Origin of the sequence: Brenneria roseae subsp. roseae, assembly GCF_003115845.1 — a bacterium.
In the GTDB taxonomy this organism is placed as follows: domain Bacteria; phylum Pseudomonadota; class Gammaproteobacteria; order Enterobacterales; family Enterobacteriaceae; genus Brenneria; species Brenneria roseae.
Genome location: NZ_KZ819022.1, coordinates 382,782 through 401,874, shown reverse-complemented (window position 1 = coordinate 401,874; position 19,093 = coordinate 382,782). Strand labels below are relative to the sequence as shown.

General features: G+C 54.2%; 16 protein-coding genes. 2 read left to right on the top strand and 14 right to left on the bottom strand.

The genetic code is table 11. The annotated features are described in order from the left end of the window. Position 1: 1 nt before the first annotated feature. From fdoI to hutW, 7 genes are all read right to left on the bottom strand, one after another. Positions 2-631, bottom strand: a complete 630-nt coding sequence (gene fdoI, locus DDT52_RS01860; RefSeq protein ID WP_136154846.1) for a formate dehydrogenase cytochrome b556 subunit — start codon at positions 629-631, stop codon at positions 2-4. Further along, on the bottom strand, positions 618-1,538 hold the full coding sequence (gene fdxH / locus DDT52_RS01855) for a formate dehydrogenase subunit beta (RefSeq protein ID WP_136154845.1): 921 nt from the start codon (positions 1,536-1,538) through the stop codon (positions 618-620). The genes fdoI and fdxH overlap by 14 nt, the downstream gene beginning before the upstream one ends. 12 nt (positions 1,539-1,550) lie before the next feature. After that, the gene (gene fdnG, locus DDT52_RS01850) at positions 1,551-4,598 is read right to left on the bottom strand and encodes a formate dehydrogenase-N subunit alpha (RefSeq protein ID WP_136154844.1); all 3,048 of its coding nucleotides are present in this window, start codon (positions 4,596-4,598) and stop codon (positions 1,551-1,553) included. A gap of 754 nt (positions 4,599-5,352) precedes the next feature. Continuing rightward, positions 5,353-6,075 carry a glutamine amidotransferase gene (locus DDT52_RS01845; RefSeq protein ID WP_136154843.1) on the bottom strand — a complete coding sequence of 241 codons (723 nt, stop codon included), beginning with the start codon at positions 6,073-6,075 and terminating at the stop codon, positions 5,353-5,355. 166 nt (positions 6,076-6,241) lie between these two features. Next, the gene (locus DDT52_RS01840) at positions 6,242-6,871 is read right to left on the bottom strand and encodes an NAD(P)H-binding protein (RefSeq protein WP_136154842.1); all 630 of its coding nucleotides are present in this window, start codon (positions 6,869-6,871) and stop codon (positions 6,242-6,244) included. Between the two features lie 34 nt (positions 6,872-6,905). After that, positions 6,906-7,394 (bottom strand): heme utilization cystosolic carrier protein HutX, encoded by a 489-nt coding sequence (gene hutX / locus DDT52_RS01835; RefSeq protein ID WP_136154841.1) that lies wholly within the window; start codon positions 7,392-7,394, stop codon positions 6,906-6,908. A 12-nt stretch (positions 7,395-7,406) separates the two neighbouring features. After that, complete coding sequence (gene hutW, locus DDT52_RS01830) at positions 7,407-8,720, bottom strand: heme anaerobic degradation radical SAM methyltransferase ChuW/HutW (RefSeq protein ID WP_136154840.1); 1,314 nt, start codon at positions 8,718-8,720, stop codon at positions 7,407-7,409. 411 nt (positions 8,721-9,131) lie between these two features. Here hutW and DDT52_RS01825 point away from each other — a divergent pair, with 411 nt between their 5' ends. Next, positions 9,132-11,297 carry a TonB-dependent receptor plug domain-containing protein gene (locus DDT52_RS01825; RefSeq protein ID WP_136154839.1) on the top strand — a complete coding sequence of 722 codons (2,166 nt, stop codon included), beginning with the start codon at positions 9,132-9,134 and terminating at the stop codon, positions 11,295-11,297. A gap of 11 nt (positions 11,298-11,308) precedes the next feature. After that, a complete protein-coding gene (locus DDT52_RS01820) occupies positions 11,309-12,130 on the top strand; it encodes a heme/hemin ABC transporter substrate-binding protein (protein WP_136154838.1) in 822 nt (273 codons plus the stop codon). 3 nt (positions 12,131-12,133) lie between these two features. Here the strand turns inward: DDT52_RS01820 and hypF are convergent, their stop codons facing one another. From hypF to hybE, 7 genes are all read right to left on the bottom strand, one after another. Then, a complete protein-coding gene (gene hypF, locus DDT52_RS01815) occupies positions 12,134-14,500 on the bottom strand; it encodes a carbamoyltransferase HypF (protein WP_425591528.1) in 2,367 nt (788 codons plus the stop codon). A gap of 143 nt (positions 14,501-14,643) precedes the next feature. Then, entirely contained in the window at positions 14,644-15,702 is a 1,059-nt protein-coding gene (hypE, locus tag DDT52_RS01810) for a hydrogenase expression/formation protein HypE (protein ID WP_425591526.1), read from the bottom strand. A gap of 18 nt (positions 15,703-15,720) precedes the next feature. Further along, positions 15,721-16,836 carry a hydrogenase formation protein HypD gene (gene hypD / locus DDT52_RS01805; RefSeq protein ID WP_136154836.1) on the bottom strand — a complete coding sequence of 372 codons (1,116 nt, stop codon included), beginning with the start codon at positions 16,834-16,836 and terminating at the stop codon, positions 15,721-15,723. Continuing rightward, complete coding sequence (gene hybG, locus DDT52_RS01800; protein WP_136154835.1) at positions 16,823-17,110, bottom strand: hydrogenase maturation factor HybG; 288 nt, start codon at positions 17,108-17,110, stop codon at positions 16,823-16,825. The genes hypD and hybG overlap by 14 nt, the downstream gene beginning before the upstream one ends. After that, complete coding sequence (gene hypB, locus DDT52_RS01795; RefSeq protein WP_136154834.1) at positions 17,101-18,180, bottom strand: hydrogenase nickel incorporation protein HypB; 1,080 nt, start codon at positions 18,178-18,180, stop codon at positions 17,101-17,103. Before hypB ends, hybG begins: the two co-directional genes overlap by 10 nt. Positions 18,181-18,231: 51 nt before the next feature. Continuing rightward, entirely contained in the window at positions 18,232-18,573 is a 342-nt protein-coding gene (gene hypA, locus DDT52_RS01790; protein ID WP_136154833.1) for a hydrogenase maturation nickel metallochaperone HypA, read from the bottom strand. Further along, positions 18,566-19,072: a hydrogenase-2 assembly chaperone gene (gene hybE, locus DDT52_RS01785; RefSeq protein WP_136154929.1), complete on the bottom strand. Its 507-nt coding sequence runs from the start codon at positions 19,070-19,072 to the stop codon at positions 18,566-18,568. Before hybE ends, hypA begins: the two co-directional genes overlap by 8 nt. Positions 19,073-19,093: the final 21 nt, after the last annotated feature.

Genomic DNA, 19,093 nt, shown 5'->3' with positions numbered 1-19,093 from the left:
GTTACTTTTCCTGTTGTTTACGCTGTAGCTCACGATACCAGCGTGGATGATGTTTCTTCGCCCATGACGCTGACACCCAGCCTTCCACCATGGCGGTAATGGTTCCTTTCACCCATAATGCCGCATAGACATGCACCATAATAACGATAATCAACCCTACCGCGGCCAGCGAGTGGACCAGCAAGGCCAGGCGAATGATCGGGATAGGGAACGCATCGGCAAAATAGGGCCGCCACATGACAATGCCGCTTGCCAGCAGCAGCACCAGGCTGATAATCGCCAGCCAGAACACACACTTCTGACCGAAATTATACCTGCCGGTGTCACCCACTTCCTGATTTCTGGCAATCTTATGAATATTTTTGGCCCATTCAATGTCATCGCGGCGGATCAGGTTATGTTTCCAGTAGCGGAAAAACATTAACAGAAAAGCGACGAACATCACCACACCCACAAAGGGGTGCAGAATTCTCGCCAGCTGCGGAGTGCCCAGAATGTTCATCATCCAGTTGAGCGAGGGGAAGAAAAATCCCAGACCACTGATGGCGGCAAACACGAAGCAGAACGCCACAATCCAGTGATTAATACGCTCCGGCGCGCTATAGCGCTGAATTCGATTATTCTTTTTCATGTTGCTTGTCCTCATGATGTTCGCCGTCGGCGTTCTCGTCATCATCATCATCTTCCACGCGATTCGGCCCCACCCCGACATAGTGGAATACGCTGGCGGCAAAGGTCGCCGCAAAGCCTATCGCCGCCAGAGGTTTCCAAATCCCCTTCCAGAACGTCACCGTCGGGCTGATCGTCGGGTTGTCCGGCAAGCCGTGATAGAGCTGCGGCCTATCCGCATGATGCAGTACATACATGACGTGCGTTCCGCCGACGCCCGCCGGATCGTACAGCCCGGCGTTATCGTAGCCGCGGCTGTTGAGATCGGTCACCCGTTCCGCCGCCAGGTTCTTCATCGCTTCCTTGGTGCCAAAATGAATCGCGCCGGTCGGACAGGTTTTAACGCAGGCCGGCTCTTGCCCTACCGTCACCCGATCCACGCACAGCGTACATTTGTAGACCCGGTTATCTTCTTTGTTCATCCGTGGCACATCGAACGGGCAACCCGCGATGCAGTAACCGCAGCCGATACAGTGCGCTGACTGAAAATCGACAATCCCGTTGGCATACTGAATGATGGCGCCTTCTGACGGACAGGCCTTCAGACAGCCCGGATCGGCGCAGTGCATACAGCCATCTTTGCGGATCAGCCATTCCAGCCGGCCTTTTTCCTCGACTTCCGAGAAACGCATCACCGTCCAGGACTTGGCCGTTAAATCGGTCGGGTTATCGTAAACGCCGACGTTATGCCCGACTTCATCACGAATGTCGTTCCATTCCGAACAGGCCACCTGACAGGCTTTGCAACCAATACAGGTGGTGACATCGATCAGTTTGGCGACCTCTTGCTGATGATCGCGAGCCTGCGGCGGCGGCGTCAGGGAATTTGTCGCGGAGCGACGGATAATATCTTGTGATTGCATGGCCATAATCTGTCTCCGCTACGCCTTTTCCACATTGACCAGGAACGCCTTGTATTCCGGCGTTTGGGTATTGGCATCGCCGACGTGCGGCGTCAGGATGTTAGCCAGAAACCCTTTCTGCGTCGTGCCTTCGAACCCCCAATGACAGGGCACGCCGATCGTCTCTATCGGCTTGCCTTCAATCATCAGCGTGCGGATACGTTTGGTGACCACGGCTTTTGCCTTGATATAGCCGCGCTTACTGCTGAGCTTCACCATGTCGCCAGCCCGGATCCCTTTCTGTTCAGCCAAAGCCTCGCCAATTTCGACAAACTGCTCAGGCTGTACGATGGCGTTCAGCCGCGCATGTTTCGTCCAGTGACGGAACAGTTCGGTAATGGAGTAGGTCGTGGCGACATACGGGAATTCCGATGCGCTGCCCATGCGCTGTTTATCAAACTCATACAGCCGGGCCACCGGATTAAAGCGGGTGTTTTCATGCAGCGGATTTTTTTCCAACGGCGATTCGACGGGCTCATAGTGTTCAGGGAACGGCCCGTCGGTGAGTTTATCGATGCCGAACAGGCGTCCCATGCCTTCGGCCTGCAAAATGAACGGGCCCACACCGCTGCCGGGAGCCGCATTGCCATAGTCAGGGGTATCGATTCCCAGCCAGCGCTGTCCATTCCAGCGAATAAGCTCGCGCTTCGGATCCCACGGATTTCCCTGTTCATCAGCCGACGCGCGGTTGTACAGAATGCGGCGGTTTTGCGGCCACGCCCAGGCCCAACCCAGCGTGCAACCCAGTCCGGACGGATCGGCGTTATCCCGCCGCGCCATCTGGTTTCCCTGCTCTGTCCAGCAGCCGGTGTAAACCCAGCAGAAGCTGGCCGTAGTCCCATCGTCGCGCAGTTGCGAGAAGTCAGACAGCAGCTGGCCTTGCTTCAGCACCAGATTGCCCCGATCGTCATAAATATCCGCCAGCGCATAGCCATTACCCTCTTTTGCCACTTCTTCCGGCGAGGGATCTTCCGGATTGAGGTAATCCCATGCCATATTGAGGACCGGCTCAGGGTTCGCGCCGCCTTCTTTGGCGTACATTTCCCGCAGGCGCAGGAAAATCCCCGCCAGAATCACCCCGTCGTGCAGCGCTTCCGCTGGCGGCTCTGCGCCTTTAAAGTGCCATTGCAGCCAACGGCCTGAATTCACAATCGATCCGTTTTCTTCCGCAAAACAGCTGGATGGCAAACGAAAAACCTCCGTCTGGATCTGTGAAGAATCCACTTCATTCAACTCGCCGTGGTTCTGCCAGAAATTAGAGGTTTCCGTCGCCAGCGGATCGATAATGACCAGAAATTTCAGTTTCTTCAGGGCGTCACGCGCTTTATTGGAATCCGCAAATGCGGCTATCGGGTTAAACCCCTGCGCGATATAGCCGTTGACCTTGCCCTCAATCATTCTTTGGGTGTAGTTCAATGCGTCATAGCTTTGATCCCACTTGGGCAGCCAGTCAAAACCCCAGTCATTTTCTTTCTGCGCCTTATCGCCATACAGGCTTTTCATCAGGCTAATGAAGAACTTCGGCGTATTTTTCCAGTAATTCACCTGCTCGGGCAGCAGCGCTTTCGGTGTGATTTGCGATAGATAATCCTGCAAGTTCGTCTGTTTTTCCGATGGCAGATCCATATAACCGGGCAGACGCAGGGACAACAGACCCAGATCAGTATAACCCTGAATATTGGAGTGTCCGCGCAGCGCGTTAATCCCACCGCCGATCATACCGATATTGCCTAACAGCAGTTGGATCATGCCGGCGGTGCGAATCATCTGAGAACCGGTGGTATGCTGCGTCCAGCCCAGCGCATACAGAATGGTCGCCGTTCTGTCCGGCACGCAGGTGGAAGCCAGAATGTCGCAAATCGTCAGAAAATCATCTTTTGGCGTACCGCAAATACTGGTGACGACCTCCGGCGTATAGCGGCTGACGTGCTGTTTAAGCTGATTCCAGACGCAGCGGGGATCGGTCAGGGTAAGATCCCGTTTGGCAAAGCCGTTTTCGTCCAGCTCATACTGCCATGAGGTGCGGTCGTACTTGCGCGACTGCGGGTCGTACCCGCTGAAGAGACCATCATCAAAGTGGTAATCTTCGCGCACCAGCAGGCTGGCATTGGTGTATGACTTGACATACTCCATCTGCACTTTGTTATTGCTCAGCAGGTAATGAATGACGCCCAGCAGGAAGGTGATATCCGATCCTGCACGGATCGGAGCATAAAGATCGGCGACCGATGCGGTACGGTTAAAACGAGGATCGACAACAATCAGTTTTGCGCCGTTTTTAATTTTGGCTTCAACGGCCCATTTAAACCCAACCGGATGGGCCTCCGCCGGGTTGCCGCCCATCACCAGCACCACGTTGGCATTTTTTATATCAACCCAGTTGTTGGTCATGGCGCCGCGGCCAAAGGTTGGCGCCAGCGCCGCCACGCTGGGCGCGTGGCAAAGGCGCGCCTGGGTGTCAATTCCCAGCATGCCCAGCGCACGGGTAACACGAAAATCCAGCATCCCGGTTTCATTGCTGGCCGCAGACGAGCACAGCATCCCGGTGGTCAGCCAGCGGTTAACCGTTACGCCATCACTGTTTTTCTCGACAAAGTTGGCATCCCGGTCGGCCTTCATCAGGCGGGCGATGCGCTCAAAAGCCTCATCCCAACTGATGCGTTGCCATTTATCCGATCCGGGCGCGCGATATTCAGGGTACTTAAGACGTTGATCGCTGTGAATATAATCAATCAACCCCGCGCCTTTAGGGCATAGCGAACCGCGACTGACCGGATGATCTGGATCGCCTTCAATATGAAAAATAGAAGGTTTGGCGTTTTTGGCCCCATCGCCAAGGCTATACATTAAAATACCGCACCCAACGGAACAATAAGTACAGTTATTGCGTGTTTCTTTGGCACGCAGAAGTTTATATTGCCGAGTTTCAGCCAGCGCAACAGCGGGAGAAAAACCCAATGCTGTCACCGTTGTTCCGGCCATGCCACCCGCGCATATTTTAAAGAATTGTCGTCTGCTGACCTGCATGGAAAGCTCCTCACACCACATCGCTCACAGTAAAAGTCGGGATAAAACCTTTATTTTTTTATAAACCCTAAATAATTCGAGTCGCAGGACAAAACGTTATCGTTTTGAACAACGCAAAGCGTTGTCCCTTTACGAAAGAATGCAGCCAACGCATCTGCCACCTGAAGTATGACGGGTATATTGAAAGAATAAATCGACCGCCGTACGGTGAAAAACCACACTATTGATAAGCATTATGCGTCGAAATAAAAAAACCTCAACTATTTATCCAAACAATAACATTTGAATCACAAAATCAGCTTAAAACGCCCATTTATCGTCCAAAACAAACCATTAAATGAAAATAATTATCAATTTCATATAGACGTCACGACACCTCGTTATATAAAATTTTACATATCGAATTGTTGTTTTGTTTTATTCGGGAATGATTATCAATGGCATGAAATATATAATGACGATAATACCGTTAGTAAATAATAACGATATAACAAGATATTATTCTTTATATTATTTATGGTTCATCATTAATTTAATTACACAAAAATACATACGCGTTTGGGTAAAAACATTATTTACCGCGTGAAAATGCAAATAATGCACAAAGTAAAATACCACTGCTTCAATTTTAGCCTTTTTCATTCGGATGAGCGGCAAATCAGCCGGTCACAGATTTAACGGAATGAGGCCCGTCAAGGGCCTCTTGTAACTTTAAAAATGACGGGTATGGTGAAAAGCGAGCCGGCAGGCCCGCTTACTGAACGGCATGGCGCCGGACGAAATCCAGCAGCAGTTTTCGCGCCCAGACGGGTTCGTCTGACAATTGCATCATCTGGTCAACATCCCACCCGCCCTGACGCAATGCCGCTTCGTTATACTTCAGGCAAGCCAACATCACTGACGCATTAAATTCCGGATGAAACTGCACGGTCAGTACCTTGTCGCTATAGCGAATGATCTGACAGCCATCTGCCTGTGAGCTTGCCAGCACCCGTGCGCCGGCAGGCGGTTCCAGCACCGATTGTTGATGAGTCAGGTAGGCGTCAAACTGTTGAGGATAGCCTTGCAGCCAGATGTCTTCTTCGGCGCCGGGGTGCGTTTTCACCGCCAGAACCCCGATTTCCTTACCGTTAGGATTATCGCCGACTCTGCCGCCCAGCGCGTCAGCCAACAGTTGATGCCCGTAACAAACCCCCAGCATCGGTATATCGGCCTGATAGGCCTCGCGCAGCCAACCAGCCGTCGACTCGCTCCATTCCAGTCTGTCGGTTACCATTGACCACGATCCGGAAATGATCACCGCCGACAGGCGTACAAACGGCGGCAGCGGCTCCCCGCGATCCGGGCGGACAATCTGCACATTCCCGGTTTCGCCCGCTAAAGCCTCCGTAAACCATTTCCCTTGTTGACCGACCTGAGAAGCAATCCCCTCCGGCGGTTCCCCCATCTGAATCACCAGCAATACCTTTTTGCCCATTTTTCTACTTTACCTGCCATCTCTGAAATTTAACGGAAACAGCGCGATTAACGCGCCGCTGCGACAAACGTAGCATTACCGCGCTACGCTGTCATCGGTTGTATCAGGAGGGGGATTGGCAGGGCCGTTTATCGGATTTGGCACGCTCGCCGACGAGCGCATCAGGCTACGGCATGGCCGGAAGTTCAAGTTCAGGATCGATGAGGTTATAAATCTGATTGCCAAACACCGGCTGTTGCAACAGCCGATCGACCGTCAGCGCCACATCCTGACGCGACACCAGACCTAGCGTGGCCGTCCCTTGTGTCAGTCTGGCGTTATGCGTGGCGACCACATCCAGCAGGCCGCCGGGCCGCACGATACAGTAATCCAGCGTACTGGTCTGCAACCAGCTTTCCGCCAGCGATTTTTCACGCACGGCAAAACCAAATGCCGCTTTGGCGCGTGCCGATAATTGAGGCCAACCGTCGCCACAGCCCAGCGACGTCACCAGCAACATACGCCTGATGCCCGCCAGCTCGGCGCCATCAATCACCGTGCGATGCCCCTGATAATTAACCTTGCCGCCCCCCATCGTGGAGACGACGATCGCGGATTTCCCCGCCAATTGGCAGGCTTGCGCCACCACGTCGGCATTACAGGCATCTCCCTGGACCACGGTAAGCCCTTGCCCACGCCAGCGCGCGGCCTGTTCAGCATCACGCAGCACCAACACCACGGGCTGTTCACACTCAATGGCTCGCTGTAATAAACAGGCCCCCACGCCCTGACCTGCCCCAAAAAGTAGCCACGCCATATCTGCTCCTGTTTTACTCACTTGCGGATAGTATTCACTCGCCGCGGTTCTCTCTGGCCAATGCGCGGAACGCATCAACTTGCGAAGTTAACAGCTGGCGGTGGCTATCCCGTCCAAGAAAGATTTTAAACATAGCAGCTCCGTCGGCATTAAAAAACACCACAGAGGCTGTGTCCATTCCCATAAACTTACGTTCAATGAACGCAATGTGCTGACAGTTAACCGCGCGAATATGTCCACTGAGTCCATTTTTACCGCGCAGATTGAAGTAGCCGTGGCGATGTGTTCCCGTCGGCAATTCGCTTTTGAATTCCAGAATGGCGTCTGCGGTGTGGCTGATTAACGTCACTTCTCCCCACCCGGCGATGGCATCCCACACAGAGTCAAACCGCTCTCCCGCCGCAATGACGCACTGAGACGCCGGCAGCGCGTTAACCACGTTGAACAGGGAGGTGTTGTACTGGCTGGCGATATCTTCCAACGTGCCATCTGGGTTAGTCGCGAGTAAGTCATGCAATGTCATGGCAAGTTTTCCTTAATGAGCATGTTCTTCGGCATTCAACTGCGGAATAATTTGTTGTAATGCCTGCATCAGATTATTTGCCCAGAAACGGCCGTCATCGGTTAAACGCAGGCAGGTGGAGTCGTCACGGGTTAATCCCGCGTGATGCCACTGGCTAAGCAACGGCTGAAGTTCATCGGCGCGGCGCGTCAGCTGCGGCAATACGATCCGCCCCACTTCAATCCCCGCCTGTAGCTGGTGTTGCCAGGGGCCTGTCGGGTTGGCGGGCGTCATCATCATGATAGGCTTTTGTCCCTGATCCAACGTCTGGTAATAACGTTCCAGATTGCGTTCCATCATATAAGCCTGACCATTCAGGTTACCGCCCGCACAGCTCCCCATCGCCAGACAATCCGCACCTTGTTTAATCAACAGATTGTACAGATTGCGCTCCCGGGTCGTTCTGGCCCAATGACTGTTACTCAGTTGATGCCAGCCCGCATCGGCCAGAAATGCCGCGCCGGTGCGATAAAAATCACGCCGGGCGGTGACATTGGGGAGTTCAACCCGCTGATTTTCCGCCGCCTTTGCCAGCGGCGTGGTAGGGAGCAGATTCAGGGCGTAGAGATCCACGCCATCCAGCGGCAAGCTGCTGACAATCGCTAAATCTTCACGCCAGATCTCCGGCGTTTGCCCCGGCAGACCAAACATCAGGTCACAAACCACCGCCGCGCGATCGCGCTGACACAGCCGCTCCAGAAAGCGGATTGACTGCTGTTTATCCGAAGTACGCGCCATTCGCTGGCGAATACGGCTATCAAACGTTTGAATGCCAATGGAAAAACGATTGGCTCCCGCATCCAGACAGGCATCGATTCGCTCATCATCAAAATCCATCGCCCTGCCTTCGATCGTAATCTCACAGTCAGGGGCCAGCGGCAGCGACGAACGAATGGCGGTAATAATCTGTGCTAACTCTTTGGCCGCCAACGCGGTGGGCGTGCCGCCGCCGAAATAGACGGCATGAATCGGCGCCGACTGATGCAACGGGCTGTCCGCTTCCATCGCCAGTTCCTGCAACAGATAACGGGTATAGATTTCAGTACTATCCTCACGCAATTTATTCTGGTAGAAACCACAGAACGTACAATGCGTTGCACAGAAAGGAATATGTAAATACAACAGGCGCTTACGGGCGGGTAAAACCTGCTGTTTCAACGCCTGCCAACTGGCGGGAATCTGTTCAGGTGAGAGTGGCACATGATTGCGCCAGGGCATAGCCATCCGTCGCGAACCAAAGGGCTGTTCGCCTGGCTGAGCATAATATGGCGTCAGATCGATATTCATTAACGGCCCCCATCAAAAGCAACGTAATAAATTAAATGATAATTATTTTTATTTATCAACAAGGCGAGATGGGCATCTGAATGCCGTATTTCGTTTTATGCGCTAATTCTATTTTTAATTAACCGATTTTTATATTTTATTTAAAATTACGCATACAAGTTACTTTTTTTATTCTTTATCTTTTTCATGGCGTTACCATTCACCTCACTCCATGATGTTACAAAAATGAAAATAAAAGCCATCTTCATTAAAATTAATTAACTCACCCCCTCTTAAAAAAATTCAAGTGCTTATTTTATAAAAAACGCGATCAAAGTCGCACAATCAAAAATTCATCCAAATTTAATTTCCGGCAAAAACACCCGAATGATAATGTAAATGAGAATCATTAGCTTTTTAGAGAAAAAAGATATGAATAACAAGACCACCCCCATGGTCATATTTATGCTGCCATTTATTTATAGCAACACAATTAATGCGGCCATTAACAGTGATGAAATAACCGTTATTAGCGCAGGGAGAACGGAACAGAATTTATGGGAAAGCCCTGTCAGTATGCAGGTGATTGATAATGAAAAACTGAATAAATATACCGGCGATGCTATTGCTGAAGCATTACGCGATATTCCTGGTGTCGATATTACCGATACCGCGCTTGCCGGGCGCAAGCAAATAAGAATTCGTGGTGAAGAGGCATCGCGCGTTCTGGTATTAATCGACGGGCAAGAAGTGACCTATCAGCGAGCGGGCCCCAATTACAGTTTGGGGCTATTAATCGATCCCTCTTATCTTGAACGAATAGAAGTGGTGAAAGGACCGCACTCGGTATTATATGGTTCGCAGGCAATCGGCGGGGTCATCAATTTTATTACCCGTAAAGGGGGCGATAAACCGCTAAGCGGGAAAATCAAAGCCGTCTATGACAGCGCGACGGCCGGCTGGCAGGAATCGGCACTGGCTTATGGCTCGATTGGCAATTTCGATTACCGCTTAAGCGGCAGCTACAGCGATCAGGGGAACCGTAGTACGCCGGATGGGCGCTTGCCGGATACCCATTTCCGCAACAGTGGTCAATCCGCCTGGCTGGGCTATCGCCTTGGCGAGCATAAATTCGGCCTGTCGCTGGACAGTTTCAAACTCAGTACGCAAACCTACACGGACACAACGGATTACGATAGTTTCAGCGTGCGAATTCCAGAACTGGAACGCCAGAAAATCGGGCTGTTCTATGACTGGAAAATTGACGGCGAGGTGCTGAAAAATCTGCACATGGATGCCTACCGGCAAAATATCAAACGCGAGTTTCGCAACGATCTGGCACAAAGCGGCGTCACCTATACCACCATGGGCAGAACGCTGACCAACGCATCAATGGCGCTCAAAACCGGAACGGACGACAAGCAAATCACCGACGGCATCACGCTTCAGGCCGATCTGGAACCCTTGACCAATCATTCATTGATTGTCGGCGGACAGTGGTCGCGGGATGATGTAAAACAAACCGCTTACTCCGATGTCAATGTCGGGGGCAGAATTACCGTTCTCGGCACCAATTACGACGTGAACATCAACCCGCAATCAACTTCCGATGCCCACTGGCAGCAAACCAGCTGGGCGCTGTTCGCACAGGATGAATGGAAGCTGGCCTCGGACTGGAGCTGGACGGTGGGGGCGCGCCAATACTGGGTGGAATCGTTATCCTATGGCGGCTCGCAACGAGGCAGCCTGACCTTATCCGGTTTCCCCGCTTTCACCGGCGCGAACGGCACGACGCCGGTCAACAGCCAGAGCGGTAACGAACGCACGCACGACAACACGCTGGTGACCGCCAGCAGCCTGCGTTATTCCGGTTTCGATAACATTCAACTGCGGGCGTCGTATGCTCAGGGTTATGTTTATCCAACCTTGACGCACAAGTTCTACAATACGTCGGCAGGCGGGGAAACCACCTACGGTAATGCCGACCTGAAGGCCGAACGTTCGGATAATTATGAAATCGGCATGCGCTACAAGGATGATAACTGGCTGCTGGATAGTGCGATTTACCACTCCCGGGCAAAAGATTACATTACCACGCTCAATTGTGCGGGCAGTGCGGTCTGCTCCGGCAACACCTCCGCCGGGAGCCGTTACTACGCCAACGCCAACCGCGCCAATACGTACGGTATGGAACTGTATGCAGAGTACACCGGCTGGGCGGTATCGCCTTATATCAACGGAAACGTGATTCGCCGGGAGCTGGAATTACCGGCCCGCACGACCTATCACACGGGCGAACCCACCTTTACCGCTCGGGCCGGGGTGAAAAACATCACGCTGTTTGATCGCATGGAGCTGGAATCAGACTTGTATATCCGTACGGCATCCCGCGCCAAAGATCATACCGCGGATACCGAAACCCAATACAGCGGCTGGGCCACCGCAAACCTGGAATTCACCAGCACCTTCGGTGACGAAAGCCAGTATCAGGTTACGCTGGCGTTGAATAACCTGCTGGATAAACGCTACACCACGGCTCATGAGAGTATTCCGGCATCCGGCTTCAGTACCGCCATCGGCGCATCCTTCTCTTTCTGACGGAGTAGAATATGAAAGCGGCGATAGTCGTGTTGATTCTCGGGCTATGTTCATTCACTTGCGCGGCCGAACCGCGCATTGTGATTGCCGGCGGCTCGCTGGCGGAAATTGTCTATGCGCTGGAAGGAGGGGACAACGTCGTCGGCGTGGATCAAACCACCACCTATCCACCGCAAACGCAGTCATTGCCCAGGATCAGCAACTGGCAGCAGCTCAATGCCGAAGGGATTTTGTCACTGCGCCCTTCCCTGCTGATGACCTGGCAGGATGCTTCACCGCCACAGGTGTTTAACCAGCTTACGCAGGCCGGCGTCAACGTTGCCTTGTTTAAAAGAACGCCCAGTACGCCAGCCCAGCTGTTTACCAATATCCGTCAGGCGGCGGCATTGCTCAATCGCGAATCGGCCGGCGAACGGTTAATCAGCAGGATTGAACATCAGTTGAGTACGGTTGCCCGTCGTATGGATACGCGGAAAGCACGCGTAAAAGTGGCGTTTTTTCTGAGCGTTGGCAACAGCGCGGCACAGGTGGCAGGGAAAAACACCGTGGTCGATGGTCTGATCACCCTGGCGGGCGGCGACAATATTGCCACCCATTCGCAGTATCGCACCTACGGCGGAGAAGCCATGATCACCACCAATCCTGACGTGATTGTGGTAACCACGCAAAGTGTGGGAAACGGTATCGAATCGTTAGCGGTGGTACCGGGCATTACGCAAACATCGGCCTGGAAAAACCAACGTATCATCGCGCTCGACCAGGCTATTTTACTGGGAATGGGACCGCGGGTCGCCGAAGCGGTACAGGCGCTGAATCACGGATTTTATCCCTGACGGTCAGGTAATGCCGCGGTCGTCAAAGGCGGGCTGAGATGCGGCGTCCGGCAGGGATAACCGCGCAGCCGCAATCAATGCCTGCCCCAGCGCCAGCCCGCCGTCTCCCGCCGGCAACCGCTCTGGCTGCAACAGGGTCATCCCCTGTAATTGCTGATGCAACAGTTGGGAAAGCAGGCGGTTATGCATTACGCCGCCGGACAGCACCACCGTATTAATGCCGTACTGCGTCGCGGTACGTTTAGCCAATCTTGCCAGTCCCTGTGCCAGTGCATAATGGAAGGCATACGCCTTGTCAGCCGGTTCAGCCCGCCATGTCAGCCACTGGCGCCAGAATGTCTGTAAATCAAGCTGATTATCCATCTGTAGCGGCATAGTGACGGGGACGGGAAATATCGCCGCCATTGATTGCTGAAGCGGACTTTGCCACGCCAGCGCCTCCAGCCAGCAGGCCGCTTCGCCTTCCCAACGCTGACTGTGATGGGGAAATCCGCTCGCTGCCGCGACAGCGTCAAACAGCCGACCGGTTGATGAAGCCAATGGCGAATTAATACCTCGCTCAATCGCCTTGCTGAGCAATACCGACGGCTCAGCGGGAATCGCCGTGGATTCCGGCAATGAGGCCCAATCCGGCACAAACCGCAGCCATTGCGCCAGTAAATTACGCCACGGCTGACGCGCGGCCAGATCGCCGCCGGGCAAGGCAACCGCCGGGAGGCCGCCAATATGTTGGCAGTGGGCATAATCCACCAGCAGACATTCTCCGCCCCACCACTGTCCATTGGCCCCCAATCCGATACCATCCAGCGCCAGCCCGACAACCGGCCCGGCGTCATGCGGCCACTGATGTTCAGCCATACAGGACACAATATGCGCGTGATGGTGCAACACCTCAAGGCAGGGGATCTGCCGCTGCTGCGCCAGCGTCTTCCCCAATTGATGACTGATATAGCCGGGATGCGCGTCGACCACTAGCGCGTCGGGAACAAAACGGTAAATATCCTCAAACAACGCAATGGACTGACGATATTGCTGCTCAATATCGCTGTCTTCCAAATCGCCAAGGTGCTGGCTGACAATCGCATTTTCATCGCGCAGCAAACAAAACGTATTCTTCAGATCGGCCCCCATTGCCAGCAGCGAACGTTGTCCGCTCAATCCCGGTGGCAGCGGCAGGGCGTCCGGCACATAGCCGCGGGCGCGACGCAACATCTCAGCCTTGTGCGGATGTAACCGGACCAGCGAATCGTCGGCACGTTGTACAATCTCGCGATTGTGCAGCAGCCACAAATCGGCGATATCACCCAGCTGTTCCGTCGCCTGTTCGTTGGTCAACGCCGGCGGTTTGCCGCTGGCATTACCGGACGTCATGATCAGCGGCCGGTTAACCTGCGCCATTAACAGATGCTGCAAGGGATTGGCCGGCAGCATCACGCCGACTTCCGATAATCCCGGCGCCACCAGTTCAGACAACGGCCCCTCCTGACGTAACGGCAGCAATACAATGGGCGCCGCCGTACTTTTCAGCAAGCGTTGCGCTGCCGGAATATCGTCCACGGCGGTACACGCCGCGAGCCAGTCCGTATCCGGCAGCATCACCGCCAACGGCTTACCGGGGCGGCGTTTCCGTTGACGAAGTCGTTGTATTGCCGGTGAATGGGTCGCATCACAGGCCAGATGGAAACCACCCAATCCTTTAATTGCGACGATATTACCGTCCAGTAACGCGTTCGCCGTCAAACGGATAGCGTCATCTCCGTCGGCCAACCGGTTTGCAGCACCATCAGCCAGCCAGATTTGCGGGCCACACTGCGGGCAGGCATTTGGCTGAGCATGAAAACGGCGATCTGCCGGATGCTGATATTCAGCCAGACACTGGGGACAAAGCGGGAAATCCGCCATTGAGGTAAATGGCCGGTCATAGGGCATTTTTCGAATAATGGTAAAGCGCGGGCCGCAGTGGGTGCAGTTGATAAACGGATAGTGATAGCGGCGATTAGCCGGATCTTGCAGTTCGTGTCGACAGGCGTCGCAGGTTGCCGCATCCGGCACCACCTGCGTATCCATTTGGCCGGCGCCGCTGTGCTCAATCACAAACGCCGTCGGTATTGTTGACCACGGCCACGGCTGGCAGGTAACGCTGTCGATATGCGCCAACGGTGGACACAGGGCAGACAAATCCGCCAGAAAACGCTCGACGTTCTCAGACGGATAAAGATGAATCAGCACCCCCGCGCTGTCATTGCTGACATCGCCGCACAGATTGAGCCGATGCGCCAATTGCCAGACATAGGGCCGGAACCCTACGCCCTGCACTTTGCCTTTTACGCGGATCTCAATGCCGGTTTTTGCCGTGTTCACGCCGGGGATATTCCTTTGCTATTCATGCCGGTTCAGAGAAAATTTCGTGCGCGGGTAAACGCGTTTTCTTTCTGCGACGTCATTGCAGATAAACCACAGACTAACCAGCGTACGAAATTTACTCATTACTTCATAGTGGATTCCCCACCGATTCAGCATATCCTCGGCATTGGCTCATTATGCGGTAAATCCAGCAGCCTCAAAGCGCCAAACACCCCGCACAGCCGTACCTGCGGCGTTGGCGTTACCACGCCAATCGTCGCGGCGTCCTGCCCCAGCGGATGCGCCCGCAATGCGGCCAGCACCGAAGCCTCGGCTTCAGCAGAAACAACCAACACCAGCTTGCCTTCATTGGCAAAATTCAGTGCTTCCAGCCCCAGAATTTCGCAGATGCCGCGCACCGCCGGCTTCACCGGCAGATCGCTCTCATTGACTTCCATACCGTAGCCGCTGGCCTGCGCATACTCATGCAGAATCGCGGTCACACCGCCACGCGTCGCGTCACGCAGGGCACGCACGCCAGCGATCTCACGCAACGGCGCGATCAACGGCGCCAATACGGCGCAATCGCTCGACAGCTCGGCTTCAAGCCCCAACTGCTCGCGCAGGTTGAGGATCGTCGCGCCATGATCGCCCAGCGTACCGCTGACAATAATTTTATCGCCGGGGCGAATTTCATCAGTCCCCCAGTGAATGGCGGTCGGGATAACGCCAATGCCGGACGTATTGATGAAAATCTTGTCAACCGCGCCACGCGGCACAACTTTGGTATCACCGGTCACAATCTCAATGCCGGCATTCCTCGCGGTGTCGGCCATGGATTCAACAATGCGCAGCAAATCGGCGCCGGAGAAACCTTCTTCAATGATAAAACCGCAGGAAAGATAACGCGGCTGAGCGCCGCTAACGGCAATATCATTCGCCGTACCGCAAACCGCCAACTTCCCGATGTCTCCACCGGGGAAAAAAATGGGATCAATAACATAGCTGTCGGTGGTGAAAGCCAGCCGATCGCCCAGCTGTGTCAACGGCGCCAGCGGCAGTCTGGCTTGATCTTCACGCTGCTCCAGCAGCGGATTATCAAACGCCTGTAAAAAAAGTTGTTCAATCAGCTGCTGCATTGCCCGACCACCGCTGCCATGCGCCAGCGTAATCTCTTTAGGCAACATTTCTTTTAAAGAAAGATCTCTTGGCTGTGTCGTACTACTCATTCAATCACACCCCGTTATTCAGGCACACTCCCGCCGATACTGATAATAAGCCGCGCACGCGCCTTCGGAAGACACCATCAGCGCCCCGATCGCATTTTGCGGGGTACAGCGTTTGGCAAACAGCGGACAATCCGCCGGTTTGCAACGCCCCGTCAGGACATCACCACAGCGCGATCCCGGCTCATCCGCCACGCACTGCTGCCGTGGGTTGAAACGGCGCTCGGCATCAAAATCAGCATAGGCCGCCCGCAACTGCATACCCGAATCCGCAATTTCCCCCAGACCGCGCCATTCACTGCTGGCTTTGGTTTCAAATACCTCATCCATTGCCTGCTGAGCCAGTTGGTTACCGCTATCCGGCACAATACGCCGATACTGGTTTTCCACCTCGCAGCGTTCAGCATGAATCTGGCTGACCAACATCAGCAGCGCCTGCAAAATATCCAGCGGCTCAAACCCGGTGACGACGAACGGCTTATGGAATCGATCGCACAGTGCCTGATAAGGATAAGCGCCAATCACCATACTCACATGCCCGGGAGCCAGAAAGCCGTCAATACGCAAATCGGGCTGCATCAACAGGCTGCGCAGCGTAGGAACAATCGTGATGTGCTGACAGAACAGAGTAAAGTTGGTGATATTGCGACGTTTGACCTGTTGCAGCGTCAGAGCGGTACTCGGCATGGTGGTTTCAAATCCCAGACCGAAAAAGACCACCTGACGATCCGGATTTTTCTCGGCCAGCAGTAACGCATCCAGCGGCGAATAAACCATGCGCACATCGGCGCCATGCCGACGCGCATCCTGTAGCGAGCCGTTACGGCCCGGCACACGCATGGCATCGCCGAAGGTACAAAAGATCACTTCAGGATGCGCGGCGATTTCCAGACACGCATCAATACGTCCCATCGGCAGTACACACACCGGACATCCTGGACCGTGCACAAATTCGATTTCCGGCGGCAACAGCCGATCCAGTCCAAATTTGAAGATCGCATGGGTGTGCCCGCCGCATACTTCCATCAGTTGCAACGGACGTTCCCGCAACCGGGGCATATCCGCCACCAGTGCCCGAATGCGTTGCAGCAACGCTTTAGCCAATTCGGGATCGCGGAACTCATCAACGTATTGCATGGTCCTCTCCGCTCTGCCGCATCTCATCCAGTTCCAGTCCCACCGCACGCATGGATTGCAGCGCCTCCAGCGTATCCTGCGCCTCCTGTTCATCCAGCCGGCTCATGGCAAAACCGACATGCACCAGCACCCATTGGCCCACCAGATCGGCGGGCGAGTCCTCGCACACCAGCGCAATATTGATCGCGCGCTGTACCCCGCAGATGTCAACATAAGCAGGCTGATGAATATCGTCCCCGACGGAAACCACTTTACCCGGAATGCCTAGGCACATAGCTGCGCCTCCAGCCAGCCCAGCCATTCATCCATGCCCTCACCCGTGCGGGCGGACAACGCGATGACCTGAATGTCCGGATTTATGCGCCGGGCATTGGCGACACACTCTTCCAGATTAAAATCCAGATAAGGCAGCAGATCGATTTTATTAATAATCATCAGCGACGACGCCGAGAACATATGAGGATATTTCAGCGGCTTATCTTCCCCCTCCGTCACTGACAGTACCGCGACTTTGGCGCGTTCGCCCAGATCGAACCCTGCCGGACAAACCAGATTACCGACATTCTCAATGAACAGCAGGCTGTTATCCGGCAGCTGTAAGCGATGCGCGGCATCGTGCACCATCTGCGCATCCAGATGACAACCCTTGCCGGTATTCACCTGAATGGCGGGCACGCCCGTCGCCCGAATTCGTTCCGCATCATTAGTCGTTTGCTGATCGCCTTCGATCACCGCACAGGACAGCCGCTTGCTGATATGATTCAGCGTCGCGGTCAACAGCGTGGTTTTACCGGAGCCGGGGCTGGAAACCAGATTGAGCGCCAGAATGTTCTGCGCGCTGAAGTGCTCTCGATTATGCTCTGCCAGATGGTTATTCTTACTCAGTACGTCCATTTCAATCTGCAATAACCGCTGCTGTCCCACACCCGGCGCATGGGTTCCGGCCGCCCCCTGTCCATAATGCAGATCCTGCTGATTCACCTCCGGCTGAAACGGCGCTTCCGAATGCTCGTGCTCATGATGGTGATGATGGCCATCGTCTGCCGGATCGACCAACGGCGCACTATTCTCCGGTAACGCCCCGGAATAGTAGTGATGATGAACATCGCCATGATGGTGGTAATGATGGTGGTGAATAATCACGTAGCGCGGTTCATTTTCACCTGAGCCGCGATGGCCATGTACGTGCGTATGATAGATATACTTGTGTTTATGAGAATGGCTGCCATGCGCGTGGTCATGGTGATCGTGATGATGGTTATCGTGGTGATGTTCGTGGGCTTCAGGATGCTCGTCACCTTCGATTCTACGTTCCCCTTCACCGCAACCGCATGTGGTACACATAGGGATCTCCTCCCGATTTAAACGTGCTTACTAAAAATAGCGTCTTAAGCGTTACTCAATCGCCAACTGCTTGATTTGCAGGCTGTCACCGTCATCGACTCGCAGGTTGTGACTGCCACACTGCGGACACCCCTCATCGTGTTTCAGGATTTCCACCATGGCGCTGCATTCCCAGCACCACGCCTTTGCCGGACGGATAGCGACATGCAGTTGACAGCCTTCCGCCAGCGTTTGCCGACAGACCGATTCGAAACAAAAACGCAACGCGCTCTCTTCGATACAGGAAAGCGCCCCCACCTCCATCCAGACCTCGGTTACCCGGCGAGCCTGATGTTGGCGCGCCTGCTGTTCAATCAATTCCAGCGCGTTATAGCACATGGAAATTTCATGCATGTCGCTCACTCCGGTTACGGCTAAAAAGCGCTCGCAAGCTGCTATTCCGCGGAGCATTGCCATCGCTGACGGGCAGCGAAAGCGCCATTCTGGCACTCTGCTCCGCCAGCAAAACGGCCTGTTCCCCATGCAGGTGGCGATCGATCGGCGACATGAGCGAGCAGGACAGATATTGCTTGCCGGACATCTCACCAACGATAAACGTCACGTTACCGCAGGGCAGCGCCAGCGCCAGACGATCGGCCAACGGCCTGATCGGCCAGATTTGTCCCGGACCGGGGAGAACCAACAAGCTCATCATCCAGGGCGTCAGCAGACAACCGACCCACTGCTGTTCAAACACGGTAAATCCACAGGCGCGAACCGGGATGCCCTCACGAAAAAACGGCAACGATCGCATTTTTTCATCGGCAATTTGCGTGAACATCTGTTCCAGCCACGCTGCCGGATGTTCATCATGGCAGAGAGCGGATAACGATTCTTTGCGTTCGCACGACATCTTGTGCAAATCATTCACATC